This is a genomic window from Yersinia sp. Marseille-Q5920 (genome assembly GCF_946902935.1).
In the GTDB taxonomy this organism is placed as follows: Bacteria; Pseudomonadota; Gammaproteobacteria; order Enterobacterales; family Enterobacteriaceae; genus Yersinia; species Yersinia rochesterensis.
The window spans coordinates 274,232-290,259 of sequence record NZ_CAMPQA010000006.1 but is presented as its reverse complement, the minus strand read 5'-3'; the positions used below and the strand labels follow the sequence as shown (position 1 = coordinate 290,259).

Below are 16,028 nucleotides of genomic sequence, written 5' to 3'. Positions count from 1 at the left end.
CTGAATTCATGTCATTACTGGGTTATCCCTTGTTTTATTCCCTGCTTCCCCCGTATCATTGCCGGTCTTTTTTACTATTATACTATGTTGGTTTTATAGGCACTGGGCAGGGCTTATTCATGGCGTGGATAGAGGGGTGGGGTCATTAGCATGCGGGTAATACTGGCGCCGATGGAGGGTGTATTAGACTCACTGGTGCGCGAGCTTCTTAGTGAAGTCAATGATTACGACCTTTGTATCACCGAGTTTTTACGGGTGGTCGATCAGCTATTGCCAGCAAAATCTTTCTATCGTCTGTGCCCTGAACTGCATCATCAGAGCCGCACTTCCTCTGGCACTCAGGTTCGTATCCAATTGTTAGGCCAATACCCAGAATGGCTGGCGGAAAACGCCGCTCGTGCGGTTGATTTGGGGTCTTACGGGGTCGATTTGAACTGTGGTTGCCCGTCAAAACTGGTTAATGGCAGTGGTGGTGGGGCTACCTTGCTGAAAGATCCCGAGCTGATTTATCGGGGGGCCAAAGCCATGCGTGAGGCTGTTCCGGCTCATTTACCGGTAACAGTAAAAATTCGTCTAGGCTGGGATTCGGGCGATCGTCAGTTTGAAATTGCCGATGCGGTACAACAAGCGGGTGCAACAGAACTGGCGGTACATGGCCGTACCAAAGAAGATGGTTATCAAGCTGAACGCATTAACTGGCAGGCGATCGGTGAGATCCGCCAGCGGCTCACTATTCCGGTGATCGCCAACGGTGAAATTTGGGATTATCAGAGCGCACAAGAGTGTATGAAAGTGACGGGCTGTGATGCCGTAATGTTAGGCCGAGGGGCGCTGAATGTGCCAAACTTGAGCCGAGTCGTGAAGTATAACGAACCGCGAATGCCGTGGCCGGAAGTGGTCAAACTGTTGAAAAAATATGTTCAGCTAGAAAAGCAGGGCGATACGGGCTTATATCATGTTGCCCGTATCAAACAGTGGCTAGGATATTTGCGTAAAGAATATGCTGAAGCCACGGATTTATTTGGCGAAATCCGCGCATTAAAAACCTCAAAAGATATTGCGCTCGCTATTCAACGTATTTAGCTTTAGGCATTTCAAGCACTGACTCAGGAACTAATTGAAAGTGTTTGCCAGGGTGCCGTTTTTGCTGCTATTCGTTGTTGGCTTATTTCTTACCATCCTGCATTTGTTTAAGTATCTTACCGAAACTGACTGTTTTTCTACCCACCTTTTTCATTCCATCCTCCGGTAGATAGCTAAACTTGACATAAAGAAGTCTTCCATCACTTTTATCTTTATTTTTCAATATCTTAATTACATCATACATTTCGTTTAGATCTGAAGGAATACCGGCTGCATCAGTCAGAATAGTACCTACCGGCACGAATTTTAGTGCTTGCTCAACACTTTTGGTTAATAAGTCATGCAATGGAAATAACCCGGTAAAACGTTTATGGGGCACATAATTCGTGATGCCCATATAGATATCTGGTAGTTCTTTGATATGGTTTTCGATACCACGAGTTTCGTTTTTAAGCAAAAACTCTGAAATCTCAAGAGGAGAGCCAATTAACACTAACGGCTTAATACCGTTCCCTTTTTCAGAAAAAAGATAATCATTATTGGTATTCTTGACTGCTTTTTGTAGTTGCCCCCGATCGACGATAAGGCTGTAATATTTTCCTTCTTTCACAATAGGAGCGGGTTCTCGCCATAAGATTATTTCATTAGCGGATACAGACCCCGCTCCTACGACAGAACACATAAATAATATAGATGTATTAACTAAGGTTCGCATCAATAAGTTCCTTCTTATTCTGGTGATGTTATATAGATGATAGCTATACCATAATGGCATTTTTGCTGGGATTTAAAGGAATATAACCTAAGTGGATATACTCGTACAGTCGGAATAATGACCATCTCAGGAGTTATTTCAAATTGATTAAATAGCAATAAAACATTAATAAATATTAATTATTATTTTAAGCGAAAACTAAATACACCTTAAACGAGAATGGTTATTTTTTTGATTTGTTTTAAGTATCACGCTTATAGTGTGCGGGCATTTTAAATGCAGTATCTCGTTAGGCGAGGCTCCTATACAAACACAGGTTACTGATCTGACGACGTCCAGAGACGCCCAAGGTTAGGACAGGCTATATCGGATTAAGGTATAGCCCAAAGTAACTTCTGAGAAATCAGATACGTTGTATAGTGCTAAAACTTAGACACGGAGATAGCCATAGAGCACTCTCTAATCTGGTTACGCCCCTATGTGAGGACTGTTTAATTAATTAATAACAGTAATAGGGTCTTTTATGAGTTCACATCTCGATTTAGCCTTGCAAAAGCAAGGACAGCTCCATTCAGGCGAAGATAAGGAATCGACTTTAGGCGCTTATATGAGTGATGCCTATATTACGGTGTCTGCTGATATGTCAGTCGCTGAGGCTAAAACTTATTTCTTGCAGAATATCTCTGATGATGAAATACCGACACAATTATTGGTCACTAATGATAATCGGCATTTGCTTGGTTTACTCTCAGTTAAAAAATTATTGACGGAAGAACAGCAAGATATAAAAGTTTTTCAAATTATAAATCAAAATTACTTCTCAGTATCGCCAGACCAGAAGCGTCATGAGGCGGTCAGTCTATTGTCAAAAAACGGTTTAGATATCGTTCCAGTATTAAGTCACGGCAAATTAATGGGAGTATTAAGGGCTCAAGATATTGCTGAGTTGATTGAAGATGAAAATACCGATGATGCCCAAAGACAAGGCGCTAGTTTTCCTCTTGATGAGCCATACTTACAAACCAGCCCAGTAACATTATGGCGCAAACGGGTTGTTTGGTTATTACTACTATTTGTCGCAGAGGCTTATACTGGAACGGTATTAAAAGCGTTTGAGGAACAACTCGAAGCCGCTATTGCCTTGGCATTTTTTATCCCATTATTAATTGGTACGGGTGGGAACAGTGGAACACAAATTACCTCCACTTTAGTACGAGCGATGGCATTAGGTGAAGTTAGTTTACGCAATATCGGCGCAGTATTGCGTAAAGAGGTTTCTACTTCTCTAATGGTCGCGGCAACTATTGGTTTAGCTGCTTGGATCCGCGCCTGGTTCCTTGGGGTAGGAATGGAAGTCACTATCGTCGTGAGCTTAACTGTCGTTGCTATCACAGTATGGAGCGCTATTATCTCTTCCATTATTCCGATGGTATTAAAGCGCTTATCGATAGATCCTGCGGTGGTGTCGGCCCCCTTTATTGCGACCTTTATTGATGGCACTGGCCTGATTATTTACTTTGAAATTGCTCAACGGGTGATGACAGATTTGGCGTAAGGTAAACGCAAATAAAAGGCGCTTTAAGCGCCTTTTTTGATAAAGAACTGGAGGTTACTTTTTCTTGCGGCCGATAAATTTAGCAATACCTAATAGGAATACTGCCCCAACAAAAATCAGCAACGCATCAACCCAAAATGTCAAAGATGCCAAGTTTTCATCATGAATGTCAGCAAGGCCCGCTGCGATTAAAAATACTCCGAAGAGAATGCCAAAAATTGTTGTTCCCATATAAGCACCTAAAAATTAGATTTATCTAAAAATTTATGTTGGCAAGTATAGGGTGATATTTAATCTAATACATATTTTTTTTCTCATTATTGATACACCGTTGAGATTATTTTGATTAATTAAAATGTCCGGTGATACATTTACTAAGATTTAATGTTGACAGCAGAAGCTAGCCTACCGTTTCATGTTGATTATTTTATAAACAAAAACTATCTTTCAAAATAGTCATTATCATAATTTCGGCTTTGTTTTCTTTCTGAAATGTTTACTGTTGAGCAGTGATTAGGCAGTTTTAATCTTTGTAACAATCATTTTAAGAATGTGTGGTGCGTAGGGCATTACTGTAATTTATAATGCGCCGGATCAACCATAATGTCTCCACACAACCTATTTAAGCTGACTAACATGCATGTGAAAATCCGTTTTGCACTATTAAGTTTCTTGCTTTTATCTACTTCTATCAGTGTCGTCCCTGCCGCGATAGCGAGTGGCGGAGGCAATGAAGTTAAAGGAAAGGCCCCTCTTGAATTGGCTTCGGGGAGCGCAATGGTTGTTGATTTACAAACAAATAAAGTCATTTATGCCAACAATGCAGATGAAGTTGTGCCGATTGCTTCAATCACCAAACTGATGACAGCAATGGTGGTATTAGATGCCAAGTTGCCGCTTGATGAGATTATTTCGGTTGATATCCATCAAACCAAAGAAATGAAAGGGGTATTTTCTCGGGTTCGAGTGAACAGTGAAATTAGCCGAAAAGATATGCTGTTGCTGGCACTCATGTCGTCGGAAAACCGCGCAGCAGCCAGTTTGGCTCATCATTACCCCGGTGGATATAACGCCTTTATTAAGGCGATGAATGCAAAAGCTAAATCGCTAGGAATGACGAAAACTCGCTATGTCGAGCCGACCGGTCTGTCGATCAATAATGTGTCGACGGCGCGTGACCTCACTAAATTATTGATAGCGTCCAAACAATACCCACTTATTGGTCAATTAAGTACCACGACCGAGAAAATGGCTACGTTCCGTGACCCCAATTATACGTTGCCTTTCCGCAATACTAACCATCTGGTTTATAACGATAAATGGAGTATTCAGCTGACTAAAACCGGTTTTACCAATCAGGCCGGGCATTGTCTGGCAATGCGTACTGTTATTGGTAATCGCCCTGTTGCATTGGTTATTTTGGATGCTTTTGGCAAATATACTCATTTTGCGGATGCGAACCGTCTGCGCAGTTGGATGGAAACTGGCAAGGCTGCACCCATTCCTGGGGCCGCAAAAAGTTATCGTCAGCAAAAAGATGCTCAAGGGCGTTTAGCTCAAGTGACTGAATAAATACAGTAATAGTCACTGAAAGGCAGAGTTTGCAACCAGCCTGCAACTCTGCCTATAGTATTGGATTAATAGCTATTGCCTTACTGATAACAATTAGAAAATCAGTTTAAATACACCAGTAATGGTCAATAAACCGACAATAAAAATGATCGCAATAATCCACAGTATTATTTTCATTTGTTCTCCCAGACTCCGTATCAAAACCAACATGTGATAGCCACACCAACTTTCGTTGGTGTCAGACTATGACTATAGTTTGTCTGGAAGAATTCATACGGTATGTTGCAGGAATTCGGATAATGCTTAAGTTATTTTAATTTGTCAGATATCCGTCCTCAACACAGTTATTTTGTCTGCCAATATCTAAGTTTCGAGGTTTTGCCGATCCCTGGATTAAAACTATTAGTAGGATCGATCTGCTGGTAAAACGCCTTCAATGCCGGCTTGGCTATGTAGAGGTGCCCGACATTATGTTCAGCTGGGTATTCCGCCCCTTTGTCATTCAGAAGCGCCAACATTTTTTGTTTTAGGGCGTGCGTATCGACCCCTTTCTTCACGATGTAATCCTGATGGAAAACGTGGCAAAAAAAATGACCATAATAGAGTTTGGCGACCAGACATTGATCTATTTCGGGTGGTAGCGTCTCAAACCACTGTTCCTCATTACGCGGCAAAGCAATATCCAGTGCCAGTATATCTTCTACTTTATCGGCATGAACTGCGTGATAACGAATAGCCGCTCCTGCCGCGGCAAAACGATGTAAAAAAGCTTTTTTACCTTCATCAGCAGTACAGGTAATAAAATTACCTTCGGCCGTGGCAAAAAAATCTTTTAAAAATTGCTGTGCTTCAGCTATCCCTTCACCTGACATTTTCAGCATCAAGTGATGCTCATATTTACTACGGTAACTCTTAAGACGCTTGGGTAAATGATTGGGGAGTACCTGGCTGAAACCTTGCATAATACGGTCAGTTAAATGATCTATTAGAAAGGGAACCTTATTAAGGCGGGCATCAATTTTACCTTTTAAGGTGAAAAAACGCGGCATGCTATTGGTGCCCATTTTGTTGATCATCACAAATGTATCTTTGCCATACACTTCTGCAATATCAAAAATATCGCGATGCATATATTCGCCAGCAACGGGTAAATGTTTGAAGTCACGTAAAATAGCACGCCGTAACTCAGTTAAGACCTGAGTCTGATTGGTACCGATATAGAAAACTTGCTGCTGTTTGTCACTGGGGAATGTATCTAACCGAACAGCAAATACAGCTAATTTACCTGCGCATCCAGAGGCCTCAAAGAGACGCCGTGGATCGGCATTAAAACGTGACGGTGTTGACGCATCAATATCTCTCACTCGCGTCGCATATTCATGATCGGATGCTTGTTGGGTACCCTGATCAATATCACTGACAGGGTAATTGCCTCGCTCCAAGCATTGTAAAATCTCTTCTGGTGTATCGCCTAAATAAATTCCTAAGTGGTTAATTAATTGCAATTCACCTTGTGCATCAATCTGTGCGAATAGCGCCATTTCCGTGTATGCAGGGCCTCTTTGAACCAATGAACCACCTGAATTATTGCAAATACCTCCGATGACGGAAGCACCAATACAGGAAGAGCCAATGACGGAATGAGGCTCTCTATTATAAGGTTTTAAGCGTTTTTCCAATTGATTCAATGTGCTACCAGGAAAACCAATGACTTGTTTACCATCATTGAGTAGCTGAATTTGATTAAGGCGCAATGTATTTAATATAACAATGGGGCGGTCGTAATCATCACCACTAGGGGTCGACCCCTCAGTCAGCCCTGTATTAGCCGCTTGCATTATAACGATAGTATCGGCTGCAACACAGGCTTGCAGCAACTGCCATTGCTGTAACAATGTAGAGGGGAACACAACAGCGAGGGCAGAACCTGCCCCTGACCTAAAGCCCGAACGATAGCGTTCAGTTTGTCGTTTGCCAGTCAATAAGTAGCGCGCGCCTACGATATGTTGTAATTGAGTCAGTAAGGTTTGCGTTTTTTCATCATAAGAGTGATTCATTCGTGCGGCTCCCTGTAATGACATTTACTTTTTATAGCGTTGGACCTCACACCCGCGTTCAGTCCGATATGAAACAGCTATTTTGGTGCAATGAAGTAAACATGAGGGGCGGCATGCTTTCCTGATAAAACGTGTACTTTGTGAGTTTACTCACATTTTTTTTGCTTAAAAAGCATTCAGTATTCACATTACTGTGTTTTAAACATTACTAACTCTGATGATTAATTGAGAGGGCAAGACAGAGGATAGTGATGGATTCGCCCTTTAATATCTTGATAAGAGTTTTGATCATTACGCGATGAGGTATAGGATCGGATACAAGAACTACGCTAATTAATAAGGTATTTTATGAGTGAGCATTTTGTGGGTAAATATGAAGTTGAGTTGAAGTTTCAAGTATCGAACCTCACTCAATTACATGAACAGTTAGCAATACATAAAGCAGTGCCATTTACTGTCAATAATCATGAAAAAGATATCTATCTGGAAGCTAATGGTGGCGATTTAGCGGCTAAACAGATCAGTATGCTTTTACGCGAAATGAATCCATCAGGTATTCGTTTATGGATAGTCAAGGGGCCGGGTACGGAACGCTGTGAAGCGAGCAATATTGAAGATATCGATAAAGTGAAGAGCATGTTGTCAACGCTAGGGTATCAACCCGCGTTTACACTAGAAAAACAACGTAGCATCTATTTTATTGGGAAGTTCCACGTTACGGTTGATAGTTTGGCGGAGTTAGGTAATTTTGCTGAAATAGCCATCATGACTGATGATTTTGCTGCTCTTGATAATCTTAAGGCAGAATGCCGAGAGTTAGCTAACGGATTGGGATTATTAGTAGAACAACAAGAAAACCGTTCATACCGGCAATTGCTCGGTTTCTAACTATTGTATGATTTGTCATTATAAAGTCTTGGCCGCTCTGCGTATCACGGCCAAATAGGTTTATTTCTTCATCAAAGACTTCAAATTGGCGAATGGATTATGGGTGGCAACACCCTGATCATTCTGCGCATCATCCCCGGCAATCACCGTCGAGCCATACAGGTCTGCTTCTGTATATTTAGAGTGTTCATGGTCATGACAAAAAAGACATAGCATCTCCCAATTGCTACCATCTTCTGGGTTATTACTATGGTCATGGTCAATATGGTGAACTGTTAGTTCTCGCAGGTTGGAATAAACAAATTCTCGTGAGCATTTACCGCAAACCCACGGAAAAATCTTTAATGCTTTCTCCCTATACCCACTTTCTAGACGCGCGTAGTTCTTCGGTATATATGCCATATCAGCCTTCAATTCTACGAGAAACAATGTTTGCATTTTAGCGTGAAAACAGACGGTAGACTATCAACTATTGGCTATTAATCTTTAGGCCATACTTCCTCATTAGAGTCTGCTTCTGTAGGAACATATTGAATCAGTTATAAAAATATGTGTTTAGATACTCATGTTGATACTGATAATTTTTGAGACTTTTGCTGATGATTTAAAGGGATAAGTCGTTTTACACTATCACTGAGTTTTTATGATCACCTTTTTATATTATTCAGTATAGAGTTATTGGCATAAGATTATGTGTACTCCCGCTAATAGACTTATTTTACGGCATGCAATACAGCGTGTTTAGCCTGAAATCCTTTGCCGATAGAGTTGAGGCGATATGAAAGAATCTGAGGTACTGGCCGAAGTCAGTAATGAAAACCAGACATTAGTAGCTGTGGTGCAACAAGACCAACGGGTTGTCTACTTCTATATTTATCCGCAAGAAGCATTTGAAGAACGTTTCCCCGTCCGCGCTTGCTGGGTGAGAAATTTGGTCGCAGCTCCAATATCGGCTGATAATACCGCCCTTGAACAAGGACTAGCTCCGCGTTTGGCGGCAGAGTTTTGCCGTAATGTAGCTGGCGAGGCTGAACTTGATGCACAGTTTATTTCGATTATCTGGTCAGAAAGTGATGATGGCGCAGCATTATGGTATCAGGGGCAATTACTGGCGATTATTCCCGGGTGGAGCTTATATATTGATCACTCTGTTTGTTATTCTGCCAGTTGCATTAAAGACAATCCGCTAACATTACCTTTGGGGTCTGCTTCTACTAACCCCCAATATACTCATGCACAAAATACTCGCCAATTTTGGCGGGTTTGGCAGCAGGAGGAAGGGAATCCATGGCCTGCATTGCAGGCTGAGTATATTCAGTGCTATGAACAACACTTTGGTCCATCGGTTAAATATTATGCCATCGATCAAGGTAAGTGGCCGCCTATGGCTATCTCACAGCACGAAAAAGAGGGAATATATTACTTTCTGACGTTGGGGGTTAGTATTCGTCCCCAACCATGGGTCGAAATATTATTTAATGACGATGCTGCTAAATATCGGCGTTTCGAAATGGCTATAGCGATTGATAGCCAATTTGTTAATGAGGACAATGCTATCCATATGGCTAGTGCGTTGGCAGGTTTTGCTCATGTACCTTGGAGTAAAATAACTTGGCTGGGGGAGGGGCATACATTGGAATCAGAAGTCGCCCCTCAAGGGTATGAGGGTTATGTCTTGTCATCAAAGCTTTATGCTAATGCAGACAGCCTAATATTGCCTCTCCAGCAAGATGACCCGGTTAATATATATTGGGCCAGCCCCATTTTTGCCAGCGAAAGAGAATTTGCCCATAGTGTGCCGAATGGCGGGTATGATTTACTGAAAAAGCTACAGCAACAGGGGGTTAATCATATTTTTTCACCCCGTGAGTCCATTATTTAATTTCAACTGGACATGACAGATCTGATTTGCAGATTTTGTTATTTGGGTCTTAACTTAACTATGACGATAGTGGTTTAAGGCCGTAATGTTAAGTTTGTAATAAGTGAGATAGGCAAGCCAGCTATCAGTGAAAATTAATTTTATGGAGGTGTTTATGGGCATACTATCTTGGATTATTTTTGGTCTTATCGCTGGGATTTTAGCTAAATGGATTATGCCAGGAGAGGATGGCGGTGGTTTTATTATGACTATAATCCTTGGTGTGGTAGGTGCGTTAGTTGGTGGCTATATTAGTACTTTCTTTGGGATGGGTAAGGTTGATGGATTTAACCTTGGTAGCTTTGTGGTGGCGGTTATTGGCTCACTGGTTGTGCTGCTTGTCTATCGAAAATTAAGAAGTTAGCAACTTTTCAGGTGCTTATTATAGTGATTTTAAATAATTATTTTTTGACTAAATAAGCATTAAACAAGAAAATGCTCGCTCATCAAGAATATAAGAAAGGTGGCTAAATTTTGTCACCTTTCTCTCATAAAAATATCATCAATATGTAATAGAAATATTCGTTAATGGCACATGACTAAAGGCAATATGAGAAATATGACATGGGCCAGGCATTATGCAAACTCACTGTGGCTGATTACCCAGCTGCGGTGTCAGAACCGCGTAAAAAGGTACTTGCTGTTAAAGGTTTGGTTAAGGCGTATAAGTCACAACACCGAGTTCTGGATGATATTAATTTTGAGCTTCATGCGGGTGAATTCGTCGCAATAATTGGTCGTTCTGGTGCTGGTAAATCTACGTTACTACATGTTTTAAATGGCACTATTCCCAGTAGTGCTGGTGAAATTATTAATTACCATGATAATAACGAAACACAAAATATAGCCGCCCTGACGACAAAGCAGATGCGTAAATGGCGAGCTAAATGTGGTATGATTTTTCAGGATTTCTGTTTGGTTCCTCGCCTTGATGTTATAACTAACGTTTTATTAGGTCGCCTCAGTTACACCTCCACGCTAAAATCATTTTTTAAGATATTTGCGGACCAGGATCGCGCCAGAGCCATCGAATTATTACAGTGGCTTAATATGCTGCCGCATGCTTTGCAACGCGCAGAAAACCTTTCGGGTGGACAAATGCAGCGTGTTGCTATTTGCCGCGCCATGATGCAAAACCCAAAAATATTATTGGCTGATGAGCCTGTCGCTTCTTTGGACCCTAAGAATACGACTCGTATTATGAATACATTACAGAAAATAAGTGAAAATGATATTGCGGTGGTTGTTAATTTACACTCTGTCGATTTAGTGAAAGATTATTGTACTAGAGTTATTGGTATTGCTCATGGGCGAATTATTTTTGACGGTCATCCCTCTATGCTAAATGACACCATTATTCAGGATATATATAGTGACGAATCACCTGAGCTTTTGCATTAACTCCCACTTATCCCTTTATCAGAATAGGTTATTTTAATGAAGAAAGTACTTTGTCTTACCTCATTAGTGGCAAGTGTAATGATATTTAATGCCACAGCAGCGGATGCACCAAAAGAAATTAATCTGGGTATCCTTGGCGGGCAGAATGCAACACAGCAAATTGGCGATAATATATGTGTTAAGGAATTCTTAGAGAAGGAATTAAATGTTAAAACAAATTTGCATAACGCATCTGATTACTCCGGCGTTATTCAAGGTTTGTTAGGTGGAAAGATTGACCTGGTATTAAGTATGTCTCCTTCCTCTTTTGCTTCTGTTTATATCAAAGATCCTAAAGCTGTTGATATTGTAGGTATTGCTATTGATGATACTGACCAATCTCGCGGCTATCACTCTGTCGTCGTCGTAAAAGCAGATAGCCCTTATCAGAAGATTGAAGACTTAAAGGGTAAAGCATTTGGCTTTGCTGACCCAGATTCAACCTCTGGTTTCTTGATCCCCAATCAGATATTTAAACAGAAATTAGGCGGGACACCAGATAACAAATATAACAATTTTTTCTCTAGTGTGACATTCTCTGGCGGGCATGAGCAAGATATTCTTGGGGTCATTAATGGCCAATTTGACGGTGCAGTAACTTGGGCATCGATGATCGGTGATTATAATACTGGATATACTAGCGGCGCATTTACCCGCATGATTCGTATGGATCACCCAGATTTAATGAAGCAGCTCCGTATTATCTGGGAATCTCCCCTTATTCCTAATGGCCCGATTTTAGTCCGCGGTGCTTTGCCACCTGAGTTTAAAGCGCAGCTAGTGGCTGCGGTTAAAAAACTGGATAAAGAAGATCATGGTTGTTTCATCAAAGCGATGGGTGGCAAACAGCATATTGGTGAAACATCACTCAGCGAGTATCAAACTATTATTGATATGAAGCGCGAATTAACCAAAGGCGACCGTTAAGTCGGTCCTGCGGATAAAATATGATAGCTCTGGTTTATCTGGGCTATCATTTTTAGGTGGTAGCTAATTTTGAATACAGACTTTAACTATTACTATCAAAAGGTTCGCGCTAAACAACAACGTGAAACGTTGATTTGGTCATTGATGCTGGCAATTATCTATCTTGGTGCAGGAAATATTGCTGAGTTTAATTTACATACTATTTTTATTTCTATTCCGCATTTTTTTGATTATCTAGTTGAAACTATTCCCGTACTCCATTGGCATAAATTATTTGCAGATGGTCATACGGAAGGCTCCTTGGCTTATTGGGGTTATCGTCTGCCAATTCAGTTACCGCTAATCTGGGAAACTCTACAACTGGCGGTGGCATCGACGATTTTGTCGGTTATGGTTGCTATTATTTTTGCCTTTTTAGCAGCGAATAATACTCATAGTCCATCGTGGTTGAGATTATCTATTCGCACCTTTGTTGCCTTTTTACGCACTATGCCAGAATTGGCATGGGCGGTGATGTTTGTCATGGCTTTTGGTATTGGGGCTATTCCCGGTTTTTTGGCGTTGGCATTACATACTATTGGTAGCTTAACTAAGTTGTTTTACGAGTCATTGGAAACTGCATCAGATAAACCTGTTCGCGGTCTTGCTGCTTGTGGTGCCGGTAAATTACAACGGATGCGTTTTGCGCTTTGGCCACAAGTAAAACCCATATTTCTTTCCTATAGTTTTATGCGGTTGGAAATTAATTTTCGCCAATCGACCATTTTGGGTTTGGTGGGGGCGGGGGGAATCGGTCAGGAGTTGATGACCTCAATAAAACTGGATCGTTATGATCAGGTGAGTATGACATTATTACTGATTATTATTGTAGTTTCGTTACTGGATTATACATCCGGTAAATTACGCAAACGAGTTGTAGAGGGCGTGTCATAATGTTGACAGACCACTTGAGCGCCGAGCAGCTGGCAATAGTGAAACAACAGCATCCGCAGATTTTCTTACAGCAAAAACGGTATATAAAATCGGTCACGATAATTGCTGTAGGCATTTTTTTATATTATCTTTTTTTCTTCAAAACCTTTGGTATTCCCTGGCAGACATTTGTTAATGGTAGCCAGCAAATAAGCCGGTATTTTTTACGGATGTTTGTCTGGCATGATTTTGTTAATTGGCCATTTAGATATTACTTCGGTCAGATTTTTATTACCTTAGCAATTGTTTTTGCCGGAACAATCACTGCAACCTTGATTGCTTTGCCTCTTTCATTTTTGGCTGCGCGAAATGTGATGTCGACGCCGGGTTTACGCCTTATTTCATTTGTCGTGCGCCGTTTCTTGGATATTTTCCGTGGTATTGATATGGCGATCTGGGGGCTGATTTTTGTCCGTGCTGTCGGGATGGGGCCACTTGCTGGGGTGCTGGCGATTATTATGCAAGATATGGGCTTACTCGGTAAACTCTATGCAGAAGGGCATGAAGCGGTAGATAAATCACCTAATCGCGGTTTAACTGCTCTGGGAGCTAATGCATTACAAAAACAGCGTTTTGGCATTTTCACTCAATCTTTTCCCACCTTTTTAGCTCTCAGCCTCTATCAGATTGAATCCAATACCCGTTCGGCCGCAGTATTAGGTTTTGTGGGCGCTGGCGGTATAGGCTTAGTTTATGCTGAGAATATGAGACTATGGAATTGGGATGTTGTTATGTTTATTACTTTAATAATGGTTGTCATTGTAATGATCATGGATAAAGTTTCTTCCACTTTACGGAAGAAATATATTATTGGTGAGGAAATTCTACTTTATCAACCAACTAATAATATTAAAGCTAAGACTTAATATGTATTTTAATGGTTAAGTTTATTGTTTGTTTATCTCTTACCCTTATTAGTTATTTATTAGAAATAACTAATAAATAATTATATGTCATGGTTTTCAATTTTTGCTATATGTGTATTTTTATTATCAGCCAGATTTACATTGAGAAAATCGGTGTTGATCTATACAATACTGCCCGCTAGGCGTTAAAGACGATTTTTTTCTTGCGATATTCGCGCGCGCCTAATCTAAATAATAGGAATAGGGCAGTAATATGATCAACAACGATGTGCTCCGTAGTGTTCGCTATATGCTTAACGTAAACGATACCAAGATAACAGAGATCATTAAGCTGGCTGATTTTGACGTGGACAATGCGGATGTCGTTAATTTTCTTAAAAAAGAAGACGAAGCTGGATATCAGGATTGTCCTGACCTGGTGATGGCACATTTCCTCAATGGCCTGATTTTCTTTAGACGTGGTAAGGATGACAAGTTCCCTGCGCCAGCGGTAGAGCCAGTCATTACGAACAATATAGTGCTAAAAAAACTACGTGTGGCATTTGAATTGAAAGATACCGATATGCACGATGTTTTCAACGCGGTCGAATTCCCAGTATCTAAGCCTGAGTTAAATGCATTGTTCCGTAAAGAAGGCAGCAAAAACTTCCGCCCTTGTGGTGATCAGGTATTGCGTTATTTCCTGAAAGGTTTGACATTGCGTATCCGTGGCCCTAAAAAATAAAAGTAATTATTTTGATATAAAAGGCCAATGTTAATTGCAAGTAAGAAAGGAGTGGTATTATGCTATTCCTTTTTTATTTAAATATATTTTTTATAGTTTAATGCATTTAAAATATCAATTTCTCTGCCTTTTTTAATTAAATGTAATCCTCGTTCCTGTTGATGAATATCTATTTTTCGAGAGTCGTGGGACGGTAAAGTATTTCACACTATATATTGACTTGCATACGGCTAATGAGAGGTTACGAGATTATTTTCATAGTAATAATATTTGGAATAGAAATATCTAGGAATTCAAACTTTGTTCGATTTTTATTTAGAGTAGGAGGACAGGGCACTAATATCGAGCTTGATAGTATCCGTGTCCTGTCTACTATTTAAGTGACTTTATGGTAGTCGAGTGTTATCGATTGGTAGAGAATCTGATGATCCCCATTCGGCCCAAGAGCCATCATATAAAGATACCGATGTTGCATTTACTGCAGCTAATCCCAGGACAATCACCGCAGCCGTAACCCCTGAGCCACAGCTGGTAATAATAGGTTTGGCCAAGTCCACACCTTGGGTGGCAAAAATACTCTTCAGTTCTTGTGGTGATTTCAGATTGCCATTTTCAATCAGGCTTCCCCAAGGCACATTAATACTACCGGGAATACGGCCCAACTGCAGGCCGGGACGCGGCTCTGGATCTTGTGCTTTAAATCGACCAGCCGGGCGAGCATCTATAATTTGTATTTCATTGTTTTCTAGTGCGGCTAAAACTTCATCAACACTTTTGACTGCGGCGCCATTGAATATTGCTTTGAAGGTTTGAGGTGTTGGGTGTGTCGGGCCGCTCTCTAATGTAAAACCTGCTTGCTGCCACCCACTAAAGCCACCAGCCAATATATATACTTTTTTGGCACCAAATATACGGAATGTCCACCAAACTCGCGGTGCTGAAAACAAATTGCCATCATCATAAATGACTAGGGTTTGCTGCTCATTGATCCCTAGTTGACCAGCCATCTCACTGAATACTTGTGGGGATGGCAACATATGAGGTAAACCGGTGCTGTTATCTGCAACTGCATCAATATCAAAGTAAACAGCCCCAGGAATATGCCCTTGTTCAAACTCGGCCTGAATATTTCTTTTAGGGGTCAGTCCCGGAGGTGACATTCTGGCATCCAGAATAGTGATATCGATATCATTAATATGATCTGCCAGCCATCGTGGTGTTACCAGAAAAGGTGAGTTCATCGCAAATTTCCTGTCGAAGTTATACAGAAGCAGCTTAGTTAAATGCTTCATTGCAGTGCTTACTATA

16 protein-coding genes and 1 riboswitch are annotated in these 16,028 nt (G+C 40.8%); of the genes, 11 read left to right on the top strand and 5 right to left on the bottom strand.

Annotation, left to right across the window (positions count from 1 at the left end; genetic code table 11):
- Nucleotides 1–150: 150 nt before the first annotated feature.
- A complete protein-coding gene (dusC, locus tag OVO64_RS11405; protein WP_038634519.1) occupies nucleotides 151–1,083 on the top strand; it encodes a tRNA dihydrouridine(16) synthase DusC in 933 nt (310 codons plus the stop codon).
- Between the two features lie 82 nt (nucleotides 1,084–1,165).
- Here dusC and OVO64_RS11400 read toward each other — a convergent pair whose 3' ends face one another.
- Complete coding sequence (locus tag OVO64_RS11400) at nucleotides 1,166–1,798, bottom strand: hypothetical protein (RefSeq protein ID WP_038634516.1); 633 nt, start codon at nucleotides 1,796–1,798, stop codon at nucleotides 1,166–1,168.
- A gap of 278 nt (nucleotides 1,799–2,076) precedes the next feature.
- Nucleotides 2,077–2,246, top strand: a riboswitch (M-box (ykoK) riboswitch).
- Between the two features lie 75 nt (nucleotides 2,247–2,321).
- On the opposite strand from OVO64_RS11400, the gene OVO64_RS11395 reads away from it, so the two are divergent.
- Nucleotides 2,322–3,353 (top strand): magnesium transporter, encoded by a 1,032-nt coding sequence (locus tag OVO64_RS11395; protein ID WP_120011178.1) that lies wholly within the window; start codon nucleotides 2,322–2,324, stop codon nucleotides 3,351–3,353.
- Nucleotides 3,354–3,407: 54 nt separating this feature from the next.
- On the opposite strand, the gene OVO64_RS11390 is transcribed toward OVO64_RS11395, so the two are convergent.
- The gene (locus OVO64_RS11390) at nucleotides 3,408–3,584 is read right to left on the bottom strand and encodes a hypothetical protein (RefSeq protein ID WP_004391528.1); all 177 of its coding nucleotides are present in this window, start codon (nucleotides 3,582–3,584) and stop codon (nucleotides 3,408–3,410) included.
- A gap of 405 nt (nucleotides 3,585–3,989) precedes the next feature.
- On the opposite strand from OVO64_RS11390, the gene pbpG reads away from it, so the two are divergent.
- Nucleotides 3,990–4,925: a D-alanyl-D-alanine endopeptidase gene (gene pbpG, locus OVO64_RS11385; RefSeq protein WP_038639635.1), complete on the top strand. Its 936-nt coding sequence runs from the start codon at nucleotides 3,990–3,992 to the stop codon at nucleotides 4,923–4,925.
- Between the two features lie 344 nt (nucleotides 4,926–5,269).
- Here the strand turns inward: pbpG and dld are convergent, their stop codons facing one another.
- Entirely contained in the window at nucleotides 5,270–6,982 is a 1,713-nt protein-coding gene (gene dld / locus OVO64_RS11380) for a D-lactate dehydrogenase (protein WP_050291427.1), read from the bottom strand.
- Between the two features lie 348 nt (nucleotides 6,983–7,330).
- Between dld and OVO64_RS11375 the strand changes: the two genes are divergently transcribed.
- Nucleotides 7,331–7,870 carry a class IV adenylate cyclase gene (locus tag OVO64_RS11375; RefSeq protein WP_038634506.1) on the top strand — a complete coding sequence of 180 codons (540 nt, stop codon included), beginning with the start codon at nucleotides 7,331–7,333 and terminating at the stop codon, nucleotides 7,868–7,870.
- Nucleotides 7,871–7,930: 60 nt separating this feature from the next.
- On the opposite strand, the gene yajD is transcribed toward OVO64_RS11375, so the two are convergent.
- A complete protein-coding gene (gene yajD / locus OVO64_RS11370; RefSeq protein WP_005158894.1) occupies nucleotides 7,931–8,272 on the bottom strand; it encodes an HNH nuclease YajD in 342 nt (113 codons plus the stop codon).
- Between the two features lie 376 nt (nucleotides 8,273–8,648).
- Between yajD and OVO64_RS11365 the strand changes: the two genes are divergently transcribed.
- The 7 genes from OVO64_RS11365 (at nucleotide 8,649) to OVO64_RS11335 (ending at nucleotide 14,720) form a co-directional block, all read left to right on the top strand.
- A complete protein-coding gene (locus OVO64_RS11365; protein WP_050291426.1) occupies nucleotides 8,649–9,752 on the top strand; it encodes a suppressor of fused domain protein in 1,104 nt (367 codons plus the stop codon).
- 154 nt (nucleotides 9,753–9,906) lie between these two features.
- A complete protein-coding gene (locus tag OVO64_RS11360; protein WP_004391521.1) occupies nucleotides 9,907–10,155 on the top strand; it encodes a GlsB/YeaQ/YmgE family stress response membrane protein in 249 nt (82 codons plus the stop codon).
- A gap of 200 nt (nucleotides 10,156–10,355) precedes the next feature.
- Entirely contained in the window at nucleotides 10,356–11,192 is an 837-nt protein-coding gene (gene phnC, locus OVO64_RS11355) for a phosphonate ABC transporter ATP-binding protein (RefSeq protein ID WP_145587003.1), read from the top strand.
- A 36-nt stretch (nucleotides 11,193–11,228) separates the two neighbouring features.
- Nucleotides 11,229–12,158 carry a phosphonate ABC transporter substrate-binding protein gene (gene phnD, locus OVO64_RS11350; RefSeq protein ID WP_038634495.1) on the top strand — a complete coding sequence of 310 codons (930 nt, stop codon included), beginning with the start codon at nucleotides 11,229–11,231 and terminating at the stop codon, nucleotides 12,156–12,158.
- Nucleotides 12,159–12,227: 69 nt separating this feature from the next.
- Nucleotides 12,228–13,091, top strand: coding sequence for a phosphonate ABC transporter, permease protein PhnE (gene phnE / locus OVO64_RS11345; protein WP_267248771.1), 864 nt, complete (start codon nucleotides 12,228–12,230; stop codon nucleotides 13,089–13,091).
- A complete protein-coding gene (gene phnE, locus OVO64_RS11340; RefSeq protein ID WP_038634490.1) occupies nucleotides 13,091–13,996 on the top strand; it encodes a phosphonate ABC transporter, permease protein PhnE in 906 nt (301 codons plus the stop codon). Before phnE (OVO64_RS11345) ends, phnE (OVO64_RS11340) begins: the two co-directional genes overlap by 1 nt.
- A gap of 253 nt (nucleotides 13,997–14,249) precedes the next feature.
- On the top strand, nucleotides 14,250–14,720 hold the full coding sequence (locus tag OVO64_RS11335; RefSeq protein ID WP_032820273.1) for a DUF1456 family protein: 471 nt from the start codon (nucleotides 14,250–14,252) through the stop codon (nucleotides 14,718–14,720).
- Between the two features lie 386 nt (nucleotides 14,721–15,106).
- On the opposite strand, the gene sseA is transcribed toward OVO64_RS11335, so the two are convergent.
- Nucleotides 15,107–15,961 (bottom strand): 3-mercaptopyruvate sulfurtransferase, encoded by an 855-nt coding sequence (gene sseA / locus OVO64_RS11330; RefSeq protein ID WP_038634486.1) that lies wholly within the window; start codon nucleotides 15,959–15,961, stop codon nucleotides 15,107–15,109.
- Nucleotides 15,962–16,028: the final 67 nt, after the last annotated feature.

Bases quoted from the DNA above. Each gene is read 5' to 3' on its own strand.
- yajD (WP_005158894.1), bottom strand. From the start codon at position 8,272: ATGGCATATATACCGAAGAACTACGCGCGTCTAGAAAGTGGGTATAGG.
- OVO64_RS11375 (WP_038634506.1), top strand. From the start codon at position 7,331: ATGAGTGAGCATTTTGTGGGTAAATATGAAGTTGAGTTGAAGTTTCAA.
- OVO64_RS11390 (WP_004391528.1), bottom strand. From the start codon at position 3,584: ATGGGAACAACAATTTTTGGCATTCTCTTCGGAGTATTTTTAATCGCA.
- OVO64_RS11365 (WP_050291426.1), top strand. From the start codon at position 8,649: ATGAAAGAATCTGAGGTACTGGCCGAAGTCAGTAATGAAAACCAGACA.
- sseA (WP_038634486.1), bottom strand. From the start codon at position 15,961: ATGAACTCACCTTTTCTGGTAACACCACGATGGCTGGCAGATCATATT.
- dld (WP_050291427.1), bottom strand. From the start codon at position 6,982: ATGAATCACTCTTATGATGAAAAAACGCAAACCTTACTGACTCAATTA.
- phnE (WP_038634490.1), top strand. From the start codon at position 13,091: ATGTTGACAGACCACTTGAGCGCCGAGCAGCTGGCAATAGTGAAACAA.
- OVO64_RS11360 (WP_004391521.1), top strand. From the start codon at position 9,907: ATGGGCATACTATCTTGGATTATTTTTGGTCTTATCGCTGGGATTTTA.
- OVO64_RS11395 (WP_120011178.1), top strand. From the start codon at position 2,322: ATGAGTTCACATCTCGATTTAGCCTTGCAAAAGCAAGGACAGCTCCAT.
- phnC (WP_145587003.1), top strand. From the start codon at position 10,356: ATGGGCCAGGCATTATGCAAACTCACTGTGGCTGATTACCCAGCTGCG.
- dusC (WP_038634519.1), top strand. From the start codon at position 151: ATGCGGGTAATACTGGCGCCGATGGAGGGTGTATTAGACTCACTGGTG.
- OVO64_RS11400 (WP_038634516.1), bottom strand. From the start codon at position 1,798: ATGCGAACCTTAGTTAATACATCTATATTATTTATGTGTTCTGTCGTA.
- pbpG (WP_038639635.1), top strand. From the start codon at position 3,990: ATGCATGTGAAAATCCGTTTTGCACTATTAAGTTTCTTGCTTTTATCT.
- phnD (WP_038634495.1), top strand. From the start codon at position 11,229: ATGAAGAAAGTACTTTGTCTTACCTCATTAGTGGCAAGTGTAATGATA.
- OVO64_RS11335 (WP_032820273.1), top strand. From the start codon at position 14,250: ATGATCAACAACGATGTGCTCCGTAGTGTTCGCTATATGCTTAACGTA.